The sequence below is a fragment of the Stenotrophomonas sp. I18B00994 genome (assembly GCF_014145825.1).
Taxonomy (GTDB): domain Bacteria; phylum Pseudomonadota; class Gammaproteobacteria; order Xanthomonadales; family Xanthomonadaceae; genus Stenotrophomonas; species Stenotrophomonas maltophilia.
In genome coordinates, this window is the sequence record NZ_JACIUW010000002.1 from 317,300 (window position 1) to 335,256 (window position 17,957).

Here is a 17,957-nt window from a genome sequence, read left to right on the forward strand (position 1 = left end):
GCGCACTTCTTTACCACTGGGACGGCATGGGCGTGATCGGCCGACGTACAAGGATGCACAGCGCGAAAGTCGCGTTGACCCTGGCAGCCTGCCTGCCGCTTGCGGCGGCAGCGCAGAGCAGTGCCGATGCACCCGCACTGGACTGGGAACAGGCGCGGCAACGCCTGGAGCAGGTCTCCGATGCGCTGGCCGCTGCCGGTGCAGCCGTTCGCAACAAGCAGGACCTGCAGGACGCCACCCGGCTGCTGCGCCTGCCGGAGATCACCGGCGAAGTGCGCCGCCTGCAGTTCCAGAAGACGCTCACTCTGCCGCTGGGCTCACTGGCGCCGGTGGCTGAAGCCTTCGGCATCGATTCGCCGCTGTCGTTCACCGAGCGCGACTGGCGCACCCGTCCAGTGGTCACCGCGGTGCTGCCGCTGTACACCGGCGGCGTGATTCCGGCCGCGCAGCGTGCGGCCAGTGCGGCCCACGAACAGGCCAGCGCCGAGCGCGAAGCACAACGTCAATCGCTGACCGTGCAGCTGGCCCAGGCCTACTTCGGGCAGCGCCTGGCCGAGCAGGCGGTGGACGTGCGCCGTGACGTGCGCGATGGCCTCAACCGCCACCTGTCCGATGCAGAGAAGCTGGAACGCGAGGGTTTCGCCACCCGCGCGCAGCGCCTTCAGGCCACCGTGGCCCGCGACAAGGCCGAGCGCGAATACCAGAAGACAGTGAACGACCTGGCCACGCTGAAGGCCGCGCTGGCCACGCTGCTGCGCAGTGGGGGCGAGGTGCAGCCGGTTTCGCCGCTGTTCGTGCAGCGCGTGCCGCTGGAACCGGTAGCCAGCTTCGAGCGTACTGCGCAGGCGCGCCAGCCGCAGATCGCACGCCTGCGGGCCATGGTGGCGCAGGCCGAACAGGGCGTGCGCGTGCAGCAGGCCAAGCTGAAACCGCAGATCTTTGCCTTCGGCCAGTACGACTTCCGCCGCCGCGACGAAATGCTGACCGATCCGGACTGGGCGTTCGGTATCGGCCTGAAGTACACCTTCCTGTCGCCGAACTCGCGGCCGGCACAGATCAGCGCCGCGCGCGCGCAGCTGGACCAGGCCGAAGCGGGCCTGCGCGAGGCCGAGAACCAGGTCGCGCTGGGCGTGCGCAAGGCCTGGAACGAACTGGAGACCGCGCGCCAGCAGTACGTGCTGCTCGACAGCAGCATCACCCAGGCACAGGAAAACCTGCGCCTGCAGGAGCTGGCGTTCCGCGAGGGCCAGGCCACCTCGCTGGATGTGATCGACGCGCGGCTCGGCCTGGGCGGTGCCCGTGTAGAGCGCGCACAGGCCGCCTACCAATACGATATTGCGCTGGCGCAGTTGCTGGAGGTCAGTGGACAGATGGACCGTTTTGAAGAATTCCGGCGCCGTGCGGACGAGGTGATCGACCATGAGTGATGTGCTGCACGACGATGCGACAACACCCCCGGCCAAGCGCCGCCTGGGCCCGATCCTGGTAGTGGTGCTGCTGGTCGCGGTGGTGCTCGGCCTGTGGCTGGCCTGGCGCAGCCCGGCCGACCAGATCCAGGGCATGGCCGACGCGGACACCATCAACGTGGCCGCCAAGATCACCGCGCGCGTGGCGGAGTTGAAGGTGCGCGAGGGCGACCGCGTGCAGCCCGGGCAGGTGCTGTTCCTGCTCGACAGCCCCGAAGTGGCCGCCAAGGAACAGCAGGCCCACGGCGCGTTGGCCGCCGCACAGGCGGTGGCCGACAAGGCCGACGAAGGCGCGCGCAGCGAAGACATCCGCGCCGCCGAAGCGAACTGGAAGCGCGCCGAAGCCGGTGCAACGCTGGCCGAAGCCACCTACCAGCGCGTGCAGAACCTGTTCAACGAAGGGGTGATGACCCGGCAGAAGCGCGATGAAGCGCATGCCCAGGCCACCAGTTCGCGCGAACTGGCCCGTGCCGCGCGCGCGCAGTACGACATGGCGTTGGCCGGCGCACGCGAGCAGGACAAGCGTGCCGCTCAGGGCCAGGTGCAGCAGGCGCAGGGCGCGGTGGCCGAAGTCAACGCCGCCCGTGCCGAAGTCGAAGGACGCGCGCCTGTGGCGGGCGAGATCAACAAGCGCATGGCCGACCCGGGCGAACTGGTGCCGGCCGGCTACCCGGTATTCACCCTGGTCGACATCGATCGCATGTGGGTGGCGATGAACCTGCGCGAATCACAGATGCAGGGCCTGAAGATCGGCAGCAAGCTGCAGGGCAACGTGCCGGCACTCGGCCTGGACGGCGAGTTCGAGGTCTACTTCATCAACCCTGCCGGCGACTATGCGACCTGGCGTACCACCCGCCAGTCGTCCGGCTACGACGTCCGCAGTTTCGAGGTGCGGGTGCGCCCGGTACGCCGCATCGAGGGCTTCCGCCCCGGCATGAGCGTGCTGTTTGCATGGCCCCAGCACTGAGCCCGGACCGCAACGGCTTCGCTGCTTCGTGGCGGCGCGAGCTGCAGTCGCTGCGCGGCAACCGTGCCGACCTGCTGCTGGTCACCGTGCTGCCCCTGCTGATGCTGGCGGTGATGGCGTGGATGTTCTCGCCGTCGGTGATGCGCGACATCCCCATTGCCGTGGTCGACCTCGACCACAGCAGTGACAGCCGCCTGCTGCTGCGCATGCTCGATGCCAGCCCCGGCGTACGCATCGCCAGCCAGCCGGCGGACCTGGAGGACGCGCGTTCGCAGCTGCGCAGGCTGGACGTGTTTGCCATCGTACTGGTGCCGCGCGATGTCACCCGGCAGGCGCTGCGTGGACGCCAGGGCACGGTGTTCGCCTATTACAACGCCACCTACATGACCACCGGCCAATCTGCGTCGCGCGATATCGGCGACGCAGTCTCGGCCTGGAACGCACGCCTGCTGCGCGAACGCATCGGCCTGCAGGTCGGCCCCGGCAAGCTGCGTGCGGCACCGATCGCGGTGCAGTCGGACATCCTGTACAACCCTGCGCGCAGCTACGAGTTGTTCCTGCTACCGCTGATCTTCCCAGCCGTGCTGTCGCTGGTACTGGCACTTGCGGTGGCCGGCAGCCTCGGCCGCGAGATCCGCGACGGCACCCTGCCCGCCTGGCTGGGTCGAACGCCGTGGTCGGCGATTGCCGGCAAGGTCGCGCCGTACATCCTGCTGTTTTCGCTGTATGGCGCGCTCGGCATCGGTTACCTCGCCTGGCTGCGCGGCGATGGTGTGGCCGGCAGCGTGCTCCTGCTGCTGCTCGCACAGCCACTGTTCTACCTGGCCACGGCCGCCTACGCGTTGTTCTTCGTCGGCGTCACCCGCGACATGGGTACCGCGCTGTCCGCGGTCGGCCTCAGCATCGGCACCGCACTGGCGTTCTCCAGCGCTACCTTCCCAGTGCTGGATGGCCCCCTGTTCACCCGCATCTGGCATCAGCTGCTGCCACTCAGCGCCTACATCAAGCTGCAGACCCAGCAGCAGTTCATCGGTTCGCCGCTGCAGGTTTCGGTGTGGCCGTTGGCCACATTGCTGCTGATGGCGGTGGTGGCAGGAGGCATTGGCGGCCTGCGCCTGATCGCCTTTGCGCGCACGCCGAAAGCCGCGCAGCCTGCGGGAGCTGACGCATGAGCGTGCTCTGGCGCAGCCTGCGGCAGACCCTGATGGCGGTGCTGTGCGACCGCTACGCGATCGTGGTGATGGTCGGTGCGGTGATCCTGTATTCGTTCTTCTATCCAGCCGCCTACCGGCACCAGGTGGCCGGCAACCTGCCGGTGCTGGTGGTGGACGAAGACCATAGCGCGACCAGCCGCGAACTGCTGCGCAAGCTCGATGCGCTCCGCGTCGCACACGTGGTCGGGCAACCGGCGGACATCGACAGTGCGCGTCAGCAGCTGGAAGCCGGCCATGCCGAAGGCATCGTGCTGATCCCGGCCAACCTGGAGCGCGACATCCTGCGCGGCCACCCGGCCAAGCTGGTGCTGCTCGGCAACGGCGCCTACCTGGGCCGTGCCAGCTGGGTGCTGGGCAGCGTGGCCGATGCACTGGGCGCGTTCGGGCGTGACGCCGTGGTCGGCCAGGCCGCCTTCATGGGCGCGCCACAGGCGCCGCCGGTCACCCTGGTGCAGCGCCCGCTGTACAACACCCAGGAAGGCTATGGCAGCGCCATCGTGCCCGGTGTGGCTGAGCTGATCGTACACCAGACCCTGCTGATGGGCATCGGCGTGCTGCTCGGTGGTCGTCGTCTTGCACTCGGCCGGCGCCTGCGCTTCGACCTCCCGACCCTGGCCGGCATGGCGATGGGCTTCGGCCTGATCGGCCTGTTCGGCCTGTTCTGGTACGCCGGGTTCACCGCCTGGGTGCAGGACTATCCGCGCGGCGGGAACCCACTGGGCCAGCTGCTGGGCGGCACCCTGTTCATCGCCGCTACCGTGGTTTTCGGTCTGTTCGTCGGCAGCTTCTTCCGCACCCGCGAACGCGCCTTCCAGTACATCATCGCCACCTCGATCCCTCTGTTCTTCCTGGCCAACCTGTCGTGGCCGGCAGTGATGACGCCGCAACCGCTGGTCTGGCTGGCGCAGCTGCTGCCTACCACCTCCGGCATCAACCTGATGGTGCGGCTGAACCAGATGGACGCCAGCCTGGCCGACGTCAGCCACGAACTGATCACCCTCACCGTCCTGCTGCTGCTCTACGGCAGCCTCGCCACCTGGCGCCTCCTCGCAAAAAAGGGGACGGAGGGGATTAAGTCGTAAACGGCAAGGTTGGGGGATTGCGACTTAATTCCCTCCGTCCCCTTTTTTCTGCAACGAAGAACGCCGGCGTGGGGCCGGCGTTCGGGTACTGCGGTGTGGAAGGGGATACGGGGGCCTTCGGCGATCGATCAGCGGTAGACGCGTTCGCAGCGACGTTCAATCACGCGGTCACCGTTCTTCTGCTGCTGGTTGCCTTGGATCTGGCGGCCGGCAGCACCACCGGCCACAGCGCCGGCCACCGTTGCAAGCTTCTTGCCGTTACCGCCGCCCACCTGGTTGCCCAGCAGGCCGCCGATCACTGCGCCGGTAGCGGTACCCGTGATGCGGTTCGGATCGCGCGAGTTGCGCTGCACTTCCACGTTCTTGCAGACCACGCGACTGCCGTCGTTGAACTTGCGTCCCTCATCGCGCGGCCCATACGTCTGCGCACCGGCCACCGACGAAGCCGCCAGCAGCGTGCCCAGCACAAGCAATCGGGTCGAGGTCTTCATGGCCATCTCCTGAGTTCCGGTATGGCGCAAGTGTCCTCCTGCGGTTGGCAACCGGAAGTGAAATGCGCGTGTCCGCCGCCTCATCGGCCATCGCGCGTTCAGGAAGAAATCCGAGCCCATCACGATCAGCCAGCGTGATAGGCGCTGTCTTCCTACCGGCATTGCCCTCTGCTAGAACTCTTCCCAACCGCCCGCATTGGCGGCCAGCGTCGGTTCCATCCGCGGCGGCAGCACCGCCGGCCGGCGTACCGGTGCAACCGATGCCGCCACGGCTGCCAGCGCCGGGCGGACCGCTGCGGCGGCGGTCACCGCCCCCGTGCGGAACACCGAAACTGCTTCGGCCAGCAGGTTGGCCTGCTCCTCCATGGAGCGTGCCGCCGCGCTGGCTTCTTCCACCAGCGCCGCATTCTGCTGCGTGGTCTCGTCCATCTGCACCACCGCCTGGTTCACCTGTTCGATACCAGAGCTCTGCTCCTGCGAGGCGGCAGAGATATCTGCCATGATGTCGGTCACGCGCTGCACCGAGGCCACGATCTCGCCCATCGTGGTGCCGGCCTGACGAACCAGCGCCGATCCATCGGCGACCTTGCCGACCGAATCCTCGATCAGGCCCTTGATCTCCTTGGCCGCACCGGCCGAGCGCTGCGCCAGCGTGCGCACCTCACTGGCCACCACCGCAAAGCCCCTCCCCTGCTCGCCGGCACGCGCAGCTTCCACCGCCGCGTTCAAGGCCAGGATGTTGGTCTGGAACGCGATGCCGTCGATGACACTGATGATCTCGGCGATCTTCTTCGACGAGGCTTCGATGGCCGACATGGTGGTGACCACCTGGCCGACCACCTCGCCGCCCTGTGAGGCGACGCCATGCGCACCGATGGCAAGCTGGTTAGCCTGGCGTGCGTGCTCGGCGTTCTGTTTCACGGTGGAGGTCAGTTCCTCCATCGACGCAGCCGTCTCTTCCAGGTTCGCCGCCTGCTGCTCGGTGCGCCGCGACAGATCGGTGTTGCCCGAAGCGATCTCGCCTGCCGCCAGGTTGATGCTGGACGCGCTGGACTGGATACGGCCGACAATCTGCTTGAGCTGATCGACGGTGGCGTTGCAGTCATCACGCATGCGGGCGAACACGCCGTGGAAGTCGCCCTGCATGCGTACAGTGAGGTCACCGCGCGAGATCGCCTGCAGCAGGGTCGACACCTGCACCAGGTTCTCGTCGGTGGTCTGCATCAGGCGATTGAGCCCGGCCACCATGTCGCGGAAATCATAGGCGAAGCGATCTTCATCGCCGCGCAGGCTGAAGTCGCCGGCGGCTGCGGCCGTCGCCAGCCGGCGGATCTCACCGTTGATCGCCGACAGGCTGGTCTTGGTTTCGTCCATGGCCTGGGTGATTGCGGCCTTCTCGCCCGGCAACGGATCCATGTCCACTGACAGATCACCGCAGGCGTAATGCTTCATTACTTCGATCAGCCGGTTCTGCACCTGCACATGCGAGCCGACCAGCGCATTGGTCTCGTGCACCATGCGCCCGTAGTCGCCAGGAAAAGCACTCTCGTCCATGCGATAGCTGAGGCTGCCCGCGTCGTGCTGGCGGGCCAGTTCACCCTGCGCCGCCATCACCGACTGCAACTGCGCCTGCATGCGCTGCATCGACCTGAGCAGCTGCGTCACCTCATCGTTGCCGGACGCGTCGATGCTGTTGTCCAGCCGCCCGTTGGCGATGCCGTCGGCCAGCTTCACCGCACCTTCCAGCGGGCGGGTCAGGCTGCGGGTGATGGCCCACGCGGCCAGCGAGCCCAGTACCAGGCTCAACGCGCCGAACACGATCGACAACGTGCCGGTCCAGGATTCGGTTGAACGGTATTCCTCGCGACTGCGCTCGGTCAGTGTCTCCTGATGCCGCAGCAGGGTCGAGATCGCCTCATTCCATGCGGTGGCCAAGCCGTGCTCGGCGAGCAGTTCCTTGGCCGCGCCGTCGAAATCACCGGCCTTCATGCGCTCGTGCAGATGCTGGGTGGAGGCGTCGGTGGCCTTGCGTGCCGCGTCGATTTTCGCCACCAGGGCATCACCAGTGGCGTCGCGTGGAATCTTGATGTACTTGGCCCAGATACCGTCGTAGGTCTGCGACAGCTCCTGCGCCTTCTGATAATCCTTGTCGAAATCCTCACCGCGCTTGATCACCATCAGCCGGCGATGCATCAGCACCGCGTTGTTGGTATCCAGCATGTCGTTCAACAGCCGCATCTTCACCATGTTGACGTCCACCACTTTCTCGAACTGGGCGGACTTCAGGTGGTTTCCGTACAGCACGAGGCCAACGATGGCCACGATGAACAGCAGCAGCAAACCGAACCCGGCACCCAGCCGGGATCCCACTCGGAGGTTGCGTAAGGCGAGCATCTCAATTCCCTTGATCATGGCCGTATGAAGGGTGACGGCGCAGCGGAGGGAAACTTTACGGGACTTTATATATGGACCGATCCAAATATATGGAACTGTGCAGGCAGTCAGAAAATGCAGCGACCAATAATGGCGCCACATCATTACCGAATGCCACTGACACGCCAGCGCCCGATGAAAATTACACAAATTGACACCATAATCACGCCTACCCCATCCAAGGCGGCCCGGATTATCTGCGCCGGACACAACCGTCGCCCGGGCGGGCTACAGTCTGCAGATGACACGGATCCCACACATCGAAGGCGCGTCCATCAACGACATCATGGCCAACGAAGACTGGCAGCTGGGCGCAAGCCTGGACGCGCTTGATGACCCGCTGCACGGCAGCTACGGCGCGCTCGCCGGTCATGCCGCCACCACGATGGTGTGGCGTGACATCGCCCACGGCCGCGAGGCACTGGGCCGCGAGACCACGCGCGCCTGGCTGCGGTCCAAACTCGATCAGGACGGCAGGTTCAACGGTCCGGTCATCCAGCCTCAGTTGACGGCACTGTCGATTGGCCAGGGACAGGCCTACTTCGAGATCGTCATGGAGATCTTCGGCAGCCATCCGCAGATCACCCTGGTGCCAGGCTGAGCACTCTGCAGCAACCAGCCCCCATCAGCTCAAAGCTTGGCCAGGGCCTCGCCCAGACGGCGTGGGAACGCCACTTCGCTGGCCAAGTGCCATGCGCGTGCATTGGCGCCCAGCCGGGTCCACTCGGCCTCATCCATCGCCAGCGCACGCTCGACGGCCTGTTCCAGCGCCTTCTCATCCACATGCCAGGTTCTGGACAGATGGCAGGGCTCGCCCTCGTGCGCGGCGACCAGGATACCGCGGCTGTCGTCGATCATCTGGTTCATCGGCGCGCCGTCGCAGGTGATCACCACCGCGCCGCAGCTCATCGCTTCCACCAGGTAATGGCCCCAGCCTTCGGTCTGCGACAGGCACAGGTGAAACGCATGTTCGTTCTGCAGGCGCTGCACCTCCTGGTCGGGCAGCCGCTCGCGGACGATCCGCAGGTTCGCGGCCCCGCCCTCATCTTCGTCCGAAGGGCCGCCGCGCAGGATGGTCAGCAAGGGCCACTCAGGGTGCCGCTTCCAGACATTGACGAGTGCAGCCGTCCCCTTCATGCGACTGGTACCGGCCGCATGCAGGAAGCTGCGCGGTCTGCGCGGCACCGCTGGGTCGTAGCGGTCACGGCTGCAGAAACCGACTTCCAGCGCGCGCATGCCCAGTGCGTTGAAGATGCGCGTGGCTTCTTCGGTCTTGGTCAACAACGCATCGAACCGCGGCAGGATCCGCAGGCTGCGTGCGGACACCCATTCCGGATTCGGAATCAACAGATTGACCTCGGCCAGTCCAAAGCTTGCCGGCCGGACATGCTCCAGCGAGATGTTGATGTCGAACCGGGCCGGCGTGCGCCCCAAGCTGAGCCACGAGGCCAGCAGCCTGCGCAGGCGCATCCCGCGCAGTTTCCAGGCACCACCATTGCGCACCGCGTCCAGACGGCTGACCGTCACCGTGTGCCCGAGCTGCTGCAATGAGCGCTCGATCACCTGGATGTCATGGGACAGGCCACGCTGGTTGTCGGCGGCCAGTAGATGGATATGCGCCATCAGGACGGACTCCCTGGCCGATGCAGGTTACGCGCCGGCAAGGCGGTCGCCATCATGAAGCCCAGCACCAGGTAGAAATAGAACGAATGCGGCATCGCCCGGTAGAACACGTTGTCCGTGAACGCCGAAAGCGCATAGACGATGACCACGGCAAGTCCGGCGATGGCGATCGTCGCGGTGATGTCGTCGGCGTGGCCGAGGCGCCGCACGAAATGAATGCCGGGCAGGATGAAGACCAGCAGCATGATCAGCAGCAACGGCACGCCACCGGTCACCGCCGCTTCCAGGTACTCGTTATGCGGGTGGTTGTAGCGGAAGATCGACTCGGACACCTCGCCGCGGGCGATGCCCTCACGTGCATAGGTACCGAACTGGTTCAGGCCCACCCCCGCCACGGGATGCTCGGCGAAGGCGTCGACCGCCACGCCCCACATGGCGATGCGCTCGCGGACCGAGCCGACCTCCTTTTCCTGGTTGAAGCCGGAGATCTCGCCACTGACCTCACCGAAGCGCTGGATCACCTCGTGGTTCAGCACCGAGGTGGCGCCGACCACGCCGATGGCCAAGGCACCGACGAAGACCAGTGCCCCCCGCCAGCGCCGGGTTCGCCGGACGTGCACCACAATCACCATCAGCATGGCGGGAATGAACGCCAGGATCGGCCCGCGACTCTGCGCCAGGATCGAACCGTAGACGCCGACGGCGATGGCCACGCCGTGCAGCCAGCGTTCGGCCGGATGCACATTGGGCTGGATCAACCGGATGACCGAGAACAACGCCATGCACAGCGTCACCATGGTGAACTCGATGGCCGTCCATTCGCCGCCACTGAAACCGTGCGCGCGTTCAAGACCCATCACGTGGTGCTGCACGATGCACGACCCGCCGAAGACCAGGGTGGAAACGGCGAAGATCTTCCAGATCAGGCGCCAGTCCAGCGCAGTGGCGAACACAGCAGCGGTACCCAGGTAGAGCAGTGTCTGCGCCGGCAGATCCAGCTCGTTCCAGCGCAGCCCGTGCCAGAGGATGCTGTAGAAGGCATAGGCCAGGCGCAGGAAGCAGACGATCACGATGAACCGGGCGATGCGGTAGCGCAGGCGGACATCGGGCTGGCGGCGAATCAGAACCACGCCGGTGACCAGCAGGGCCAGCAGCAGCACCGCCTTCAGCAAGGTGTAGGGTGCGGAGCCGGCAAGCGGAACGATGGCGACCAGGATGCTCAGCAGGACGGTACGCCAAGTGTAACGAGGTTCGGCGGCCATGCAGGCTGCAGTCATGCTTGTTCTTTCCATCAACGCCCGCCCGGGGACAAGTCGCCCCGTTTTCCATGGAGGCCGCTTGGCGGAGATCGCCGGGGCTGACACTACCGTGGGACCCTGGGGAAATCAACCAAAGTGCCGGGGCAGGGGCGCAGGCGTTGGCACACGGACAGCCTCCAGGCCCAGCGCGGGTGCCGCGGATCATCGACCGCCCCAGGTCGCTACACTAATGACCTCTCCGGCCATGCCTGCGCGTGGTCACGCCCCGACGCCCTGCCCAAGACGCGAAACGCCCCAAGTGACTGATACAAAAGACAACACCAGCAACGCCAAGGCGTCCAAGGATCACACCCCGCTGATGAAGCAGTTCTTCGCAGCCAAGTCCGACTACCCGGACCTGCTGCTGTTCTTCCGCATGGGCGACTTCTACGAGCTGTTCTACGACGACGCGCGCAAGGCCGCGCGGCTGCTCGACATCACCCTGACCCAGCGTGGCAGCTCCGGCGGCGCGCCGATCCCGATGGCCGGCGTGCCGGTGCATGCCTACGAAGGCTACCTGGCACGGCTGGTGGCGCTGGGCGAGTCGGTGGCGATCTGCGAGCAGATCGGCGACCCGGCGCTCGCCAAGGGCCTGGTCGAACGCAAGGTGGTGCGCATCGTCACCCCCGGCACGGTCACCGACGAAGCGCTGCTGGACGAGCGCCGCGACACCCTGCTGATGGCGCTGTCGCGCAGCAAGCAGGGCTACGGCCTGGCCTGGGCCGACCTGGCCGGTGGTCGCTTCCTGGTCAACGAGGTGGAAACCGACGACGCCCTGGAAGCCGAGCTGGCACGGCTGGAGCCGGCCGAGCTGCTGGTGCCCGACGAGGAGAACTGGCCGGAGTTCCTGCGCCAGCGCACCGGCGTGCGCCGCCGTGCGCCTTGGCTGTTCGACGCGGACAGCGGCCGCCGCCAGCTGCTGAACTTCTTCAAGCTGCACGATCTGAGCGGCTTCGGTATCGATGACAAGCCCCGTGCCACCGCCGCCGCCGGCGCCCTGCTCGGCTATGTCGAGGAAACCCAGAAGCAGCGCCTGCCCCACCTGACTTCGATCGCGATGGAAACCGCCGGCGAGGCGATCGCGATGAACGCCGCCACCCGCCGCCACCTGGAATTGGACACGCGTGTCGACGGTGATACCCGCAATACCCTGCTGGGCGTGCTCGACAGCACGGTGACACCCATGGGTGGGCGCCTGCTGCGCCGCTGGCTGCACCGCCCGCTGCGCCTGCGCGAGGTGCTGGTGCAGCGCCACCACGCGGTGGAAACCCTGATCGATCGCGGTGCGGACGCCGACATCCGCGAGCAGTTCCGCCGCCTCGGCGATCTGGAACGCATCCTCACCCGCGTCGCGCTGCGCTCGGCGCGCCCGCGCGATTTCTCAACCCTGCGTGACGGCCTGGGCCTGCTGCCGGCGGTGCGCGAAGTGCTGGCCCCGCTGGACTCGCCGCGCCTGCAGGCCCTGCACGCGGCGCTGGGCGAACACGACGCGTGCGCGCAGCTGCTGGCCAGCGCCATCGCCGAGATGCCGCCGCTGAAGCTGAGCGACGGCGGCGTGCTGGCCGATGGCTTCGATGAAGAGCTGGACGAGCTGCGCCGGCTGTCCACCCATGCCGACCAGTTCCTGGTCGACCTGGAACTGCGCGAGCGCGAGAGCAGCGGTATTCCCACCCTGAAGGTGGGCTACAACCGCGTCCACGGCTACTACATCGAAATCAGCAAGGGCCAGTCCGATCGTGCGCCGGTGCACTACACCCGCCGGCAGACGCTGACCAATGCCGAGCGCTACATCACCGAAGAACTGAAGGCATTCGAGGACAAGGTGCTGTCCGCGCGCGACCGTTCGCTGTCGCGCGAGAAGTACCTGTACGAGCAGCTGCTGGACACCCTTGGCGGGCAGTTGGAACCGCTGAAGCAGTGTGCCGCTGCGCTGAGCGAACTGGACGTGCTGGCCGCCTTCGCCGAACGCGCGCAGGCGCTGGACTGGGCGCGCCCGGAGCTGCAGGCCGAGCCGTGCCTGAAGATCGAACGCGGCCGCCATCCAGTAGTCGAAGCGGTACGCGAACAGCCGTTCGAACCCAATGACCTGGACCTGTATCCGGACCGTCGCATGCTGGTCATCACCGGCCCGAACATGGGCGGTAAATCGACCTACATGCGGCAGAACGCGCTGATCGTGCTGCTGGCCCACATCGGCAGCTTCGTGCCGGCCAGCCGGGCGGTGATCGGCCCGATCGACCGCATCCTGACCCGCATCGGCGCCGGCGACGACCTCGCCCGCGGGCAGTCGACCTTCATGGTCGAGATGGCCGAGACCAGCTACATCCTGCACCACGCCACCGCCCATTCGCTGGTGCTGATGGACGAGATCGGCCGTGGCACCTCCACCTACGATGGCCTGGCGCTGGCCGACGCGGTGGCCCGCCACCTGGCCTACCAGAACCGCTGCTACACGCTGTTCGCCACCCACTACTTCGAGCTGACCGCGCTGGCCGACGAACAGCACGAGGGCGGCCGCAGCGGCATCGCCAACGTGCACCTGGACGCGGTCGAGCACGGCGAAGCGCTGGTGTTCATGCACGCAGTGAAGGACGGCCCGGCCAACCGCAGCTTTGGCCTGCAGGTGGCCGCACTGGCCGGCCTGCCGCGCGCCACCGTGGCGCAGGCACGGCGTCGACTGGCCGAGCTGGAACAGCGCGGCGCTGAAAGCCACGCCGCCGAGCTGGCGCCGCAGGCGCTGGATGCCCCGCAGCAGTTCGGGCTGTTCGCGGCGCCATCCAGCAAGGCGCAGGAAGCGCTGGCGGCGATCAATCCGGACGAACTGACGCCGAAGCAGGCGCTGGAAGCGCTGTATCGGCTGAAGGCACTGCTGTAAGTGCGCCTGGCCAGGGGGCACCATGCCCCCCTGGAAGCCACCGCGGAGAATCCTGCATACTCGGCCACGCAGACCGCCACAGGGGAGCTGGGGCGCCGTTCCGCACAGTCACTGAAACTGCGATCCCAGCGGCATGCAATGGGGCCGGGCAACATGCCGCGGCATCGAAGCGAAGGGATTCGATCACGAGGGAACGAACATGCGGCGTACGGTTCTAGCGTTGTTGCTGGTGTGTGGCGTGGCCGATGCACAGGAATTCGTAAGCAGCGAGCGTACCTACGACGAACGCCTGCGGGGTGCGCGGGTCTCGGCGCTCGGCGATGATCTGTTTGGTGATTCCCTAAACAGGAAGGATGGCACGCTGCAGTTCTCGCAGACCGATGTCGTGGTGCCGACCAGCAGTGGAATGCGGGTCGCATTCACCCGCACAACGCCGAAGCAGAAACAGGGACTGGATCGCGCTGCCGCCCCGCTGGGGGCGTCCTGGGAGATCGATGCCCCCTACATGATGGGCTCCTACGATCAACGCCGGGGCTGGAACGCGGCGGGCGGCGGCCGCTGCAGCGGCAGCAACCTGTCCCCGACCGAGTGGGTGGGCCCGTCACCGGACTTCAACACCCGGGTCATCCCGAAGCACACCTATTGGAGCGGCATCTTCATCAACCTCCCTGCGGTCGGTTATGAATCCCTGTTGCTGAAGGAAGCAGGGGCAAGCCTGCCCCAGGATGGGGCAACCTACATTGGTACCTCGGCCAGCCAGTGGCGCGTCAGCTGCCTGCCAGCCATCAGGAATGGAACCGGCGAAGGTTTTGTGGTGCGGACCACCGATGGCACCCGTTACTTCTTCGATTGGATGGCGGTCCGCGACCAGCACGACGTGCTGGCCAACGAGTACTATCGTGATGGCAATGGCAATGGCACATCGCAGCCCTACCTGCTGGTTCCGGTCGTCGATGTCTTCCTCTACGCGACACGTGTCGAGGACCGCCACGGCAACTGGGTCAGTTACAGCTACGACGGTGCCAACCCGACCCGCCTGCTGGCGATCATTTCCAATGACGGAGCCCGGATCGATATCGACTATGACGCGCAGGGCAAGATCGGCGCCGTCCGGGCCGGGGATCGCACCTGGCGTTACAACTACGTCGACAGCTACTGGGGGCGCACGCTCAACGAAGTCGTACTTCCCGACCAGTCGCGCTGGACCTTCTCCACCGACCGCCATGTGGGCGCCATGCCGTGGACGATGGTGCCCCCCGTCCTGAATCCAGGCTTCTACATGAATTCCTGCGCGCAGAATGCAACGGGATTCCGCTCGGAAGATGCCGGCGACCCGGCCTTCAACGATGTGATCACCATGCGCCATCCCAGCGGTGCACAAGGGGTGTTCTCGCTTCGCCAGTTGATCCACGGATCGGACAATACGCCTGGCAGCTGCGGCATCATCGGCACTAGTTCCTCCAACTTCGGGTTTGGCTCATTCGGCATTCCCAATGCCTACATGGCCAAGTCGCTGGTATCCAAGACCCTGTCCGGGCCCGGCATCCAGCCCGCCTCCTGGACGTACACATACTCACCACACTGGTCATTCACCGGTGGCTGCACCTCCAACTGCGTTTCAACAACCTGGGAAAACCGGCCCGACGGCGTGCAGGCCGAGTATGTCTTCGGCAACGACTACACCGCCAACATCGGCGACCTGCAGATCGAGCGCCTTCGCCGTGCCGGCCTGGTGGTACAGGAAACCCGGTATGTGAAGGCAGGCGCATCGGGGCCCTACCCCGCACGCTATGGAACGCAACTGGCGCCACGCGGGAATCCGCTGACCACCCAGATCCGGCCGATGCAGGACACCCAGCTGCGCCGGGACGGGATGCTTCATCGTCGTTATGTGGATGCATTCGACGGCCTAGCGCGCCCGGTGCGCATCGTCGAATCGAGCACTGCTGGCCCATGATCGGAGCGTGTCGGGACGCGAGCCGCCGGGCGACCGGAACAAGGCCCCGGCAATGAATTCCCGACAATCTATAGACAGAAGCTATAGAAGTGAATGATTCATTCGATTATTCATTTCATCTGGCCATAGCTAAAGTCGAGTGAAGATGTTCCACCCCGTCTTCACCCGCAGGAGCCAGCCATGAGCCAGTCCGATAACAACAGCCCCAAGTGCCCGTATCACACCGCGCCGTCGCCGGCGGAAGGCGCCCAGCAGCAGCGTGAACTGAGCACCACGCCCAAGCAGAAGCACGGCGATGATCCGGTCACGCCGATGACAACGGCCTTCGGCGCACCGGTGGTGGACAACCAGAACAGCAAAACCGCCGGCCCACGTGGCCCGCTGCTGATGGAAGACGTCTGGCTGCTGGAGAAGCTGGCCAACCTCAACCGCGAGATCATTCCCGAGCGCCGCATGCACGCCAAGGGCTCGGGCGCGTTCGGTACTTTCACCGTCACCCACGACATCAGCAAGTACACCCGCGCCAAGCTGTTCGAGAAGGTCGGCAAGCAGACCGAGATGTTCGCGCGCTTCACCACGGTGGCCGGCGAGCGTGGCGCCGCCGACGCCGAGCGTGACATCCGCGGCTTCGCGCTGAAGTTCTACACCGAAGAAGGCAACTGGGACCTGGTCGGCAACAACACGCCGGTGTTCTTCCTGCGCGACCCGCGCAAGTTCGCCGACCTCAACAAGGCCGTGAAACGCGACCCGCATACCAACCTGCGCAGCGCGCGCAACAACTGGGACTTCTGGACGTTGCTGCCCGAAGCCCTGCTGCAGGTGACCGTGGTGATGAGCGACCGCGGCATCCCGCGCAGCTTCCGCCACATGCACGGCTTCGGCTCGCACACCTACAGCTTCACCAACGCCGACAGCGAGCGCTTCTGGGTGAAGTTCCACTTCGTCAGCCAGCAGGGCATCGAATCGCTGACCGACGCGCAGGCGCAGATCCTGGTCGGCCATGACCGCGAAAGCCACGGCCGCGACCTGTTCGCCGCAATCGAGAAGGGCGACTTCCCGAAGTGGAAGCTGTTCATCCAGGTCATGCCCGAGCTGGAGGCGGAAACCTACCGCATCCATCCGTTCGACCTGACCAAGGTGTGGCCGAAGAGCGACTACCCGCTGATCGAAGTCGGCCAGTTCGAACTGAACCGCAACCCGGTCAACTGGTACCAGGACGTGGAGCAGTCCGCGTTCGCACCGAGCAACCTGGTGCCCGGCATCGGCCCGTCGCCGGACAAGATGCTGCAGGCACGCCTGTTCGCCTATTCCGATGCGCAGCGCTACCGCTTGGGCGTGAACCACCACCAGATTCCGGTGAACGCCGCACGCTGCCCGGTGCACAGCAACCACCGCGACGGTGCGATGCGCGTGGACGGCAACTACGGCGGCCTGCCGCACTACGAGCCGAACAGCTACGGCCAGTGGCAGGAACAGCCGCAGTACCGCGAGCCGCCGATGAAGATCCGCGGTGACGCCGACTTCTGGAATTTCCGTGAGGACGACGCCGACTACTTCAGCCAGCCCGGTGCGCTGTTCCGCAGCTACAACCAGGCACAGAAGGACCGCCTGTTCGCCAACACCGCCCGCGCCCTGGGCGATGCGCCGGACTTCATCAAGCAGCGCCACATCGACAACTGCAGCAAGGCCGACCCGGCCTATGGCGCTGGCGTTGCCGCAGCGCTGAAGGCGCTGGCCAGCCAGCCGTCGGATCCGTTCAAGCCGGCGCAGCCGGAAGCGGACTTCCCCACCGCGACCCCGGGCGCCGAAGACATCGAGCTCTGATCGCCCTGCCCCGTGAACAGCACGCCGCCTCCCCGTGAGGCGGCGTCGCCGTTTTAACGGTCCGCGTCGTACCTTCTGCACGCCCCACCCCAATCAAGGATTCCGCAGATGAGCCTCACCGACGAACTTCTCGCCAAACTGCAGGGCGCACCGCTGCAGCAGGTGTCGCAGCAGCTCGGCATCAGCGACACCCAGGCTTCCGGTGCGATCAGTGCCGCGCTGCCGGTGCTGATGGGCGCGCTGGGCAACAACGCCTCGCAGCCGCAGGGCGCGCAGGCGCTGCTCGGCGCGCTGCAGAACAACCACAGTGGGCTGGACCTGGGCAGCGTGCTCGGTTCGGTACTGGGCGGCGGTGGCGGTGGTGCCGCCAGCGACGGCGCCGGCATCCTCGGCCACATCTTCGGCGGCAACCAGCAGAAGGTGGAAACCGGCCTGGCCCAGGCCACCCAGCTCGACAGTGGCCGCACCAGCCAGCTGCTGCAGATCCTCGCACCGATCGTGATGGCTTTCCTCGCCCAGCGCCTCGGTGGCGGCCAGGCCGACGCCGGCTCGCTCAGCCAGGCCCTCGGTCAGGAAAAGCAGCAGGTGCAGCAGCAGGGCGGTCTTGCCGGCGGCCTGCTCGGCAGCCTGCTGGACCAGGATGGTGACGGCCAGCTCGGCGTGGGCGATCTGCTGAAGATCGGCGGCAGCCTGCTGGGCGGCAAGCGCTGAGCCAAGGGGGCGCCGG

13 protein-coding genes are annotated in these 17,957 nt (G+C 66.2%); 9 read left to right on the top strand and 4 right to left on the bottom strand.

Annotated elements, in window-relative coordinates:
- Positions 1-26 precede the first annotated feature (26 nt).
- Genes H4O10_RS03425 through H4O10_RS03440 form a run of 4 tightly spaced genes read left to right on the top strand, consistent with a single transcriptional unit; the run spans position 27 to position 4,729 of the window.
- Positions 27-1,427: a TolC family protein gene (locus tag H4O10_RS03425; RefSeq protein ID WP_049452175.1), complete on the top strand. Its 1,401-nt coding sequence runs from the start codon at positions 27-29 to the stop codon at positions 1,425-1,427.
- Positions 1,420-2,433: an efflux RND transporter periplasmic adaptor subunit gene (locus tag H4O10_RS03430; RefSeq protein ID WP_033834499.1), complete on the top strand. Its 1,014-nt coding sequence runs from the start codon at positions 1,420-1,422 to the stop codon at positions 2,431-2,433. The genes H4O10_RS03425 and H4O10_RS03430 overlap by 8 nt, the downstream gene beginning before the upstream one ends.
- Positions 2,418-3,605: an ABC transporter permease gene (locus H4O10_RS03435; protein WP_033834498.1), complete on the top strand. Its 1,188-nt coding sequence runs from the start codon at positions 2,418-2,420 to the stop codon at positions 3,603-3,605. The genes H4O10_RS03430 and H4O10_RS03435 overlap by 16 nt, the downstream gene beginning before the upstream one ends.
- Positions 3,602-4,729, top strand: a complete 1,128-nt coding sequence (locus tag H4O10_RS03440) for an ABC transporter permease (RefSeq protein WP_033834497.1) — start codon at positions 3,602-3,604, stop codon at positions 4,727-4,729. Before H4O10_RS03435 ends, H4O10_RS03440 begins: the two co-directional genes overlap by 4 nt.
- 128 nt (positions 4,730-4,857) lie before the next feature.
- On the opposite strand, the gene H4O10_RS03445 is transcribed toward H4O10_RS03440, so the two are convergent.
- Both H4O10_RS03445 and H4O10_RS03450 read right to left on the bottom strand, forming a co-directional pair.
- Entirely contained in the window at positions 4,858-5,226 is a 369-nt protein-coding gene (locus H4O10_RS03445; RefSeq protein ID WP_049452172.1) for a glycine zipper 2TM domain-containing protein, read from the bottom strand.
- A gap of 165 nt (positions 5,227-5,391) precedes the next feature.
- Entirely contained in the window at positions 5,392-7,614 is a 2,223-nt protein-coding gene (locus tag H4O10_RS03450; protein ID WP_088470601.1) for a methyl-accepting chemotaxis protein, read from the bottom strand.
- 280 nt (positions 7,615-7,894) lie between these two features.
- On the opposite strand from H4O10_RS03450, the gene H4O10_RS03455 reads away from it, so the two are divergent.
- Positions 7,895-8,254 carry a ribonuclease inhibitor gene (locus H4O10_RS03455; RefSeq protein WP_033834496.1) on the top strand — a complete coding sequence of 120 codons (360 nt, stop codon included), beginning with the start codon at positions 7,895-7,897 and terminating at the stop codon, positions 8,252-8,254.
- A gap of 29 nt (positions 8,255-8,283) precedes the next feature.
- On the opposite strand, the gene H4O10_RS03460 is transcribed toward H4O10_RS03455, so the two are convergent.
- Entirely contained in the window at positions 8,284-9,276 is a 993-nt protein-coding gene (locus H4O10_RS03460) for a glycosyltransferase (RefSeq protein WP_049404756.1), read from the bottom strand.
- Complete coding sequence (locus tag H4O10_RS03465; protein ID WP_033834494.1) at positions 9,276-10,553, bottom strand: O-antigen ligase family protein; 1,278 nt, start codon at positions 10,551-10,553, stop codon at positions 9,276-9,278. Before H4O10_RS03465 ends, H4O10_RS03460 begins: the two co-directional genes overlap by 1 nt.
- Positions 10,554-10,893: 340 nt before the next feature.
- On the opposite strand from H4O10_RS03465, the gene mutS reads away from it, so the two are divergent.
- The 4 genes from mutS (at position 10,894) to H4O10_RS03485 (ending at position 17,941) form a co-directional block, all read left to right on the top strand.
- Complete coding sequence (gene mutS, locus H4O10_RS03470; RefSeq protein ID WP_049454356.1) at positions 10,894-13,449, top strand: DNA mismatch repair protein MutS; 2,556 nt, start codon at positions 10,894-10,896, stop codon at positions 13,447-13,449.
- Between the two features lie 199 nt (positions 13,450-13,648).
- The gene (locus H4O10_RS03475) at positions 13,649-15,406 is read left to right on the top strand and encodes a hypothetical protein (RefSeq protein ID WP_049404752.1); all 1,758 of its coding nucleotides are present in this window, start codon (positions 13,649-13,651) and stop codon (positions 15,404-15,406) included.
- A 312-nt stretch (positions 15,407-15,718) separates the two neighbouring features.
- On the top strand, positions 15,719-17,230 hold the full coding sequence (locus H4O10_RS03480; RefSeq protein ID WP_012479536.1) for a catalase: 1,512 nt from the start codon (positions 15,719-15,721) through the stop codon (positions 17,228-17,230).
- A gap of 108 nt (positions 17,231-17,338) precedes the next feature.
- Complete coding sequence (locus H4O10_RS03485) at positions 17,339-17,941, top strand: DUF937 domain-containing protein (RefSeq protein WP_005408604.1); 603 nt, start codon at positions 17,339-17,341, stop codon at positions 17,939-17,941.
- Positions 17,942-17,957: the final 16 nt, after the last annotated feature.

Bases quoted from the DNA above. Each gene is read 5' to 3' on its own strand.
- H4O10_RS03425 (WP_049452175.1), top strand. From the start codon at position 27: ATGGGCGTGATCGGCCGACGTACAAGGATGCACAGCGCGAAAGTCGCG.
- H4O10_RS03430 (WP_033834499.1), top strand. From the start codon at position 1,420: ATGAGTGATGTGCTGCACGACGATGCGACAACACCCCCGGCCAAGCGC.
- H4O10_RS03435 (WP_033834498.1), top strand. From the start codon at position 2,418: ATGGCCCCAGCACTGAGCCCGGACCGCAACGGCTTCGCTGCTTCGTGG.
- H4O10_RS03440 (WP_033834497.1), top strand. From the start codon at position 3,602: ATGAGCGTGCTCTGGCGCAGCCTGCGGCAGACCCTGATGGCGGTGCTG.
- H4O10_RS03445 (WP_049452172.1), bottom strand. From the start codon at position 5,226: ATGGCCATGAAGACCTCGACCCGATTGCTTGTGCTGGGCACGCTGCTG.
- H4O10_RS03450 (WP_088470601.1), bottom strand. From the start codon at position 7,614: ATGCTCGCCTTACGCAACCTCCGAGTGGGATCCCGGCTGGGTGCCGGG.
- H4O10_RS03455 (WP_033834496.1), top strand. From the start codon at position 7,895: ATGACACGGATCCCACACATCGAAGGCGCGTCCATCAACGACATCATG.
- H4O10_RS03460 (WP_049404756.1), bottom strand. From the start codon at position 9,276: ATGGCGCATATCCATCTACTGGCCGCCGACAACCAGCGTGGCCTGTCC.
- H4O10_RS03465 (WP_033834494.1), bottom strand. From the start codon at position 10,553: ATGACTGCAGCCTGCATGGCCGCCGAACCTCGTTACACTTGGCGTACC.
- mutS (WP_049454356.1), top strand. From the start codon at position 10,894: ATGAAGCAGTTCTTCGCAGCCAAGTCCGACTACCCGGACCTGCTGCTG.
- H4O10_RS03475 (WP_049404752.1), top strand. From the start codon at position 13,649: ATGCGGCGTACGGTTCTAGCGTTGTTGCTGGTGTGTGGCGTGGCCGAT.
- H4O10_RS03480 (WP_012479536.1), top strand. From the start codon at position 15,719: ATGACAACGGCCTTCGGCGCACCGGTGGTGGACAACCAGAACAGCAAA.
- H4O10_RS03485 (WP_005408604.1), top strand. From the start codon at position 17,339: ATGAGCCTCACCGACGAACTTCTCGCCAAACTGCAGGGCGCACCGCTG.